Origin of the sequence: Desulfovibrio sp. DV, from assembly GCF_001936595.1 — a bacterium.
GTDB lineage: Bacteria > Desulfobacterota > Desulfovibrionia > Desulfovibrionales > Desulfovibrionaceae > Solidesulfovibrio.
In genome coordinates this window covers 1-5452 of the sequence record NZ_MLBG01000173.1, presented here as the reverse complement: position 1 = coordinate 5452, position 5452 = coordinate 1, and the positions used below count along the sequence as shown (strand labels likewise).

Annotated in this window: 7 protein-coding genes; 3 read left to right on the top strand and 4 right to left on the bottom strand. The window is 65.2% G+C overall.

Translation table 11 applies throughout. From position 1 onward, the window contains the following. Nucleotides 1-110 precede the first annotated feature (110 nt). The 3 genes from rplI to rpsF are packed head-to-tail and all read right to left on the bottom strand — an operon-like array spanning nucleotide 111 to nucleotide 1226. Entirely contained in the window at nucleotides 111-638 is a 528-nt protein-coding gene (gene rplI, locus DVDV_RS21430) for a 50S ribosomal protein L9 (RefSeq protein WP_075356597.1), read from the bottom strand. Between the two features lie 12 nt (nucleotides 639-650). Then, nucleotides 651-908 (bottom strand): 30S ribosomal protein S18, encoded by a 258-nt coding sequence (rpsR, locus tag DVDV_RS21425; RefSeq protein ID WP_024826324.1) that lies wholly within the window; start codon nucleotides 906-908, stop codon nucleotides 651-653. Between the two features lie 3 nt (nucleotides 909-911). Further along, nucleotides 912-1226 (bottom strand): 30S ribosomal protein S6, encoded by a 315-nt coding sequence (gene rpsF, locus DVDV_RS21420; RefSeq protein ID WP_043634173.1) that lies wholly within the window; start codon nucleotides 1224-1226, stop codon nucleotides 912-914. Nucleotides 1227-1429: 203 nt separating this feature from the next. Between rpsF and DVDV_RS21415 the strand changes: the two genes are divergently transcribed. Beyond that, nucleotides 1430-3460 (top strand): SpoIIE family protein phosphatase, encoded by a 2031-nt coding sequence (locus DVDV_RS21415; protein WP_075356596.1) that lies wholly within the window; start codon nucleotides 1430-1432, stop codon nucleotides 3458-3460. 5 nt (nucleotides 3461-3465) lie between these two features. Here DVDV_RS21415 and DVDV_RS21410 read toward each other — a convergent pair whose 3' ends face one another. Then, complete coding sequence (locus tag DVDV_RS21410; protein ID WP_075356595.1) at nucleotides 3466-4248, bottom strand: nitroreductase family protein; 783 nt, start codon at nucleotides 4246-4248, stop codon at nucleotides 3466-3468. A 213-nt stretch (nucleotides 4249-4461) separates the two neighbouring features. Here DVDV_RS21410 and DVDV_RS21405 point away from each other — a divergent pair, with 213 nt between their 5' ends. Further along, a complete protein-coding gene (locus DVDV_RS21405; RefSeq protein WP_075356594.1) occupies nucleotides 4462-4857 on the top strand; it encodes a response regulator in 396 nt (131 codons plus the stop codon). 103 nt (nucleotides 4858-4960) lie between these two features. After that, complete coding sequence (locus tag DVDV_RS21400) at nucleotides 4961-5362, top strand: thermonuclease family protein (protein WP_075356593.1); 402 nt, start codon at nucleotides 4961-4963, stop codon at nucleotides 5360-5362. Nucleotides 5363-5452 lie beyond the last annotated feature (90 nt).

Genomic DNA, 5452 nt, shown 5'->3' with positions numbered 1-5452 from the left:
CGGCTTCGAGATTCTGGGGGGGGACTTTTCGAAGGACGTCTGAGGAGACCCGCTCCAGGGCCTGCCCGGTCAGCGGTTCGCCGCTCCCGGAAAGGCCGGAAGACTTGGAGTTACGCGGTTTCTTCCTCGGACTGTCCATTGGCTTCGACCTGTGCCCCGGCAGGGGTGACAACAACATCTTCGTCTTCAGCGCCGCCCTGGCGGACGACGGACACGCGGACCGTGCCGCGCAGTTCCGGCATGAGCTTCACTTCGACATCGTAGTGGCCAAGCGACCGGATGGGGTCGGCCAGGACGATTTTCTTGCGGTCGATGTCAAAGCCCTGCTCGGCCAGCTTGTCGGCGATGATGGCGGAAGTGACGGAGCCGTACAGCTTGTCGCCTTCACCGACGCGGACTTCGATCAGGATGGTGGTGGCGGCCAGCTTGTCGGCCAAGGACTGGGCATCGGCCACCTGGGCATCGCGTTTGGCTTGCAGTTTCTTGCGTTCGTTTTCAAAACGGCGCAGGTTGGACTCGCAGGCCAGCATGGCGAGCCCTTGGGGAATCAGATAATTGCGGCCGTACCCGGGTTTGACGGAGACCTTGTCGCCGAGGCGGCCGAGGTTTTCCACGTCCGCGCGCAAAATAAGTTCCATGGCTTCCCTACCTTACATTTTCTTCAGATGCTCGGCGCTGTGCGTGGCCGTATAGTACAACATCGCCATCTGGCGGGCGCGCTTGATCTCAAGCGTCAGGCGGCGCTGGCACTTGGCACAGGTGCCGGTGATGCGCCGGGCAATGATCTTGCCGCGATCCGTGATGAAATCCTTGAGGATATCCGGACGCTTGTAATCAACGGGAAGATTCTTGTTGGCGCAGAAGCGGCAGAACTTCTTTTTCGGGGTGAACTTTTTCTTAAATGCCATGGCTTAGGCCCCCTCAACAACAGGCACGTATTTGTCGGCAAGCTTGACGGTGATGAACTTCATGATGCCGTCGGTGATGCGCACGATACGTTCGAATTCAGCGATGGCCGTGGCCGGAGCAGCGAACTCGAAACGGGTGTAATGGCCCCGGGTCTTTTTCTGCACCGGATAAGCCAGTTCCTTCATGCCCCATTCGTCAACGGCCAGCATGGTGGCGTCCTGACGCTCGAGCACCCCTTTGAGGTTCTCGAGGATCTCCTGCCGATTGTCGGTTGCCAGCTCCGGAGAGAGCAACAGCAAGGCTTCGTACTTCCGCATGGTTCCTCCTTTTGGTCCATGGCCCTTCCTCCGGGACGGGAGTCCTCCGGGAAGAGCAAGGTGAAGGGGAGTCGTTACCCGCGCCCTCGCGGTCTGTCAAGGGTAAAGGCCGATCCTTGCCAATATCGGGTGGCCCGACTACACAGTTGACCGGCCGGGAACCTTCTTCCGGCCCACTCCCGCCAGCCGCAGCCGAGGTGTCCATGCGCATCCGTACCAAGCTCCTGATTGTCCTGCTCGGGCTGGTCCTGCCGCCGCTTGTGGCCATCAGCATCTATGCCCTGCGCGAGGCCCGGCTCCTTGGCGACGAACTGGCCCAACGGGCCGCCGTATCCTTCAAACACGCGGCCGAGTCCGAACTGGCCCTTATGGTTGATCTCATCGGCGAAGATGTGGCCGACAACCGGCAGATGCTCGAACTGGCCCTGGCCATGCTTGCCGGCGAGGCCACCCGCATCCTGGGCGCTATGCCGGACGGCCCGGACGGGAATATGCCTTCCGCCACGCCCCTGCCGTCCCTGGACGGCCCTCCCGGAATGTCCCGGAAGCAGGCCGGGGAGGCCGGAGCGGAACTCATGCGGCTGGCCCCGGTCTTTGACGTGCTCAAGCAGAAGCTTGCCGACAACATGTTGTGGGCCTACATCGCCCTGCCAGACGGAATCATCGCCACGGCTCCGGCCCATGGCCCCATGCCCGCCGGTTACGACGCCCGGGAGCGGCCCTGGTACCAGGCGGCCGTCACGATGAACGGCGTGGCCTGGCGCATCCTGGTCGACGCCACCACCAACCGGCTGACGGCCACGGTCTCGGCCCCCATCCACGACCGTGGCGGCCGGCTGCTCGGCGTAGTCGGCATTGACGCGCCGCTGGAGGCGCTTTTGCCTGAAAGCGACCTGTCCAGGCGCTGGGGCGACGGCGTGCGGGCCTGCTTTGTCCAGTTCAAAGAGGGCCATCTCGAGATCATTGGCAATCGTGATTTTCTCGACCCGAATCTCGGCTGGAAAACACCGGTCACACCGACCCCTCTTGCTCTCGACGATCCGGACGGATTGTCCAGGCTGGCGGCGGCCATGGAATCCCGGCAGGCCGCCCAGGTGAACCTGACCTTTGGCGATGAGGATTATTTCGCCGTGCTGCGGCCCTTTTCCCTGGCCCCGGCCGGCCTGCTGGTGCTGGTGCCCCGGCAGGCTGTGCTGCATCAGGCCGATTCGGCCGAGTCATCCATTCTGGCCCGGACCCGGAGCATGATGGCCGTGGTGGTGTCTTTTGCCCTGCTGGCCGTGGCCGCAGCGGCCGCCCTGGCCTATTACGGCTCCCGGGCGGTGACCCGGCCCCTGACCAGCCTGTCTGCCGCCGCCGCCCGGCTGGCCGAGGGCGATTTCGAGGCCAGGGCTCCGGTTGCCAGCCAGGACGAACTGGGCAGGCTGGCCCAGACATTTAACACCATGGCCCCCAAGCTGGCCGAGCGGATGCGCCTGGTGCAGGACATCCGGCTGGCCAAGGAAGTGCAGCAAAACCTCCTGCCCAAGGGCCCGCCCCATTTGCCCGGCCTGGATCTGGCCGGAGCCACGATTTTTTGCGACGAGACCGGCGGCGACTATTTCGATTACCTGTCCTTTGCCCCGGCCCCGGACGGCGGCTGCGACATCATTGTCGGCGACGCCACCGGCCATGGCATTGCCGCGGCCCTGTTCATGGCCACCGGACGGGCCCTGTTGCGCGGCGGCCAGGGCGCGGGCAGCGGCCCGGCCGCGCTGCTCACCCTGGCCAATGCCCTGCTGTGGCAGGACACGGCCGACTCAGGCCGCTTTATCACGTTGTATTTCCTGCGCCTGGAAGGCGGCGGACTGGCTCCTGCGGGCCGTCTGGTCTGGTCGCGGGCCGGCCATGACCCGGCCATGGTGTACGATCCGGCAACCGACAGCTTCGCCGAGCTCCTCGGCCCGGGCCTGCCCCTCGGCGTCCTGCCGGACCATGTCTATACGGAACAGTCCTGCCCGGGACTGACTCCCGGACAGGTGCTGCTCCTTGGCACTGACGGTATCTGGGAAGCCCGCAATCCGGCCGACGCCATGTACGGCAAAGACCGATTCCGGGAGGTGGTGCGCCGCCATGCCGCCCTCTCTGCCGAGGCGATTGTGGCCGCGGTCCACACCGACGTGGCCGCCTTCCAGGCAAGCGCCCCGCGCGATGACGACATCACCCTGGTGGTCCTCAAGGCGATCACGGTCTGAGGCTGTCAGATCCAGGAAAGCCGGGCCGGATTACGCGGCGGCACGCCGGGGTAGCGCACTTTGGGATAGCCGAGCATCAAGCCGCCCTCGACGACCTGGCCCTGGGGCAGACCCAGGGCATCGCGCAACGGAGCCGAATGCCTGGCCGCATGGGTGAGCAGACCGGCCCAGCAGGTGCCAAGGCCCCGGGCCACGGCGGCCAGTTCCATGAAGGTCAGGGCAATGCCGCAGTCGGCCGGCCCGAACGGGGCGTCGGCCGGAACGTAGGACACGGCCAGGGCCGGTGCGCCGCGCAGAAAATAGTCCAACCCCTGCTCCCACTTGGCCGAATAGGTGGGGCGGGTGCCATTTTCCGCAAAATAGGCCGCAGTCAGGCCGGCCAGTTCCCGGACCTTGACCGGGTTGCCGGTGACGATCCAGCCCACTTCCTGGACATTGGAGGCCGTGGGGGCAAACCGGGCCACATCCACCAGTTCAGCCAGAACCTCGCGGGCAACCGGCGTGTCCTTGTAGGCCCGGATGGAGCGGCGGCCGCGCAGCATGGCGTCCACCACATCCGGAGCCGGCCAGGAACGCAGGTTTTTGCGCACGCCGGCCGCAGGGACCCGGCTGTGGACCAGGGCATCGTGGGGGCACACCGCCACGCAATGCCCGCAGGCGTTGCACAAGGCCGCATCGGCCACAACCGGCCCGCCATCCTCGCCCGCCGCCAGACAAGCGCTCGGGCACACGGCCACGCACAGGCCGTCGTGCTTGCAGCGCGCCGCATCAACTTCAATTAATGGCATCACAGTCCTCCAGCTCCCCAGGGGGAGGCAACAACGCCCCGGCCGTCCTGTACGTCCGGGGCTGCAGCCCATTACTACCCTGCCCGGCCGCTTTGGCAAGAGGGCACGGGCAAGTGCCGCAGGCACCGTCAGGTAACCGGCCGATCCGGGTTTCGCTTGAGCATCCGCCCGCCTTGGGCTAGGAGTATCCCGAAGACAACTTACGGAGGCGTCATGCGGGTTTTGGTTGTGGATGACGATCCGGCCAGCCGTCACGTGCTGTCGGCCCATCTCAGCGGTCTGGCCGAATGCGTCATGTGCGGCTCGGGAACCGAGGCCGTCGAGGCGGTGGCCCGGGGCATCGTCGAGGGCGAGCCGTTTGACGTGGTGTTTCTAGACATCATCATGCCCCACATGGACGGCCATGAAACCCTGGCGCAGATTCGGGAAACCGAGGAAACCGCCTGCCTCCCCCCCGAATGCCGGGCCAAGGCCGTCATGGTCACTTCCATGGACGACGAAGCCAACACCCTAAACGCCTTCTTCGACGGCCAGGTGGCCGCCTATCTCCTCAAACCGGCCAGCCGGTCGGAACTGCTCAACAAGCTCTCGGTCCTCGGCCTCATCTGAATCCGCACCGCCGGCCTCGCCTCTTCTGCCGGGCCTCCGATATTTTTTCGCCTGTCTTTAATTTGTTGTTCTATTTTATAGGACATTCAATTAGCATTGGCCCATGCGATTCTCCCTTGCGGCCTGTCCGCTTCTGCTCCTGCTCTGGCCCTGGTTCGGCCCGGCCTTGGCCGGCGGCCCTGATTTCGGCCAGGCCCGGGGCGTAATAGTGCGGGTTTGCGATGGGGATACGGTGGTGGTGGATATTCCGGAGTATCCGGATATTATCGGTAAATCGATCCGGGTGCGGCTGGCCGGGGTGGATGCGCCGGAGTTGCGCCATCGCGATCCGGTCGTGCGGCACGCAGGCGAAGCGGCCCGAGAGGCCCTGGCCGCCCTGCTCCCGGCGGGCACGGCCGTGACCCTGACGCAGCTTAAGCGCGACAAGTATTTTCGTCTGGATGCGGTGGTGCTGGTGGATGGCCGCGACGCAGCCGCCGTTCTCGATCTGCCGCCGTCCCGGTGACAGCCTGTCCCTGCCCGCCCCCCAAGCCACAGCCGGCAAAACGCCAAGCAAGGACAAAGGACCCGTTACACCTTTTCCCGTTGCAGGGGT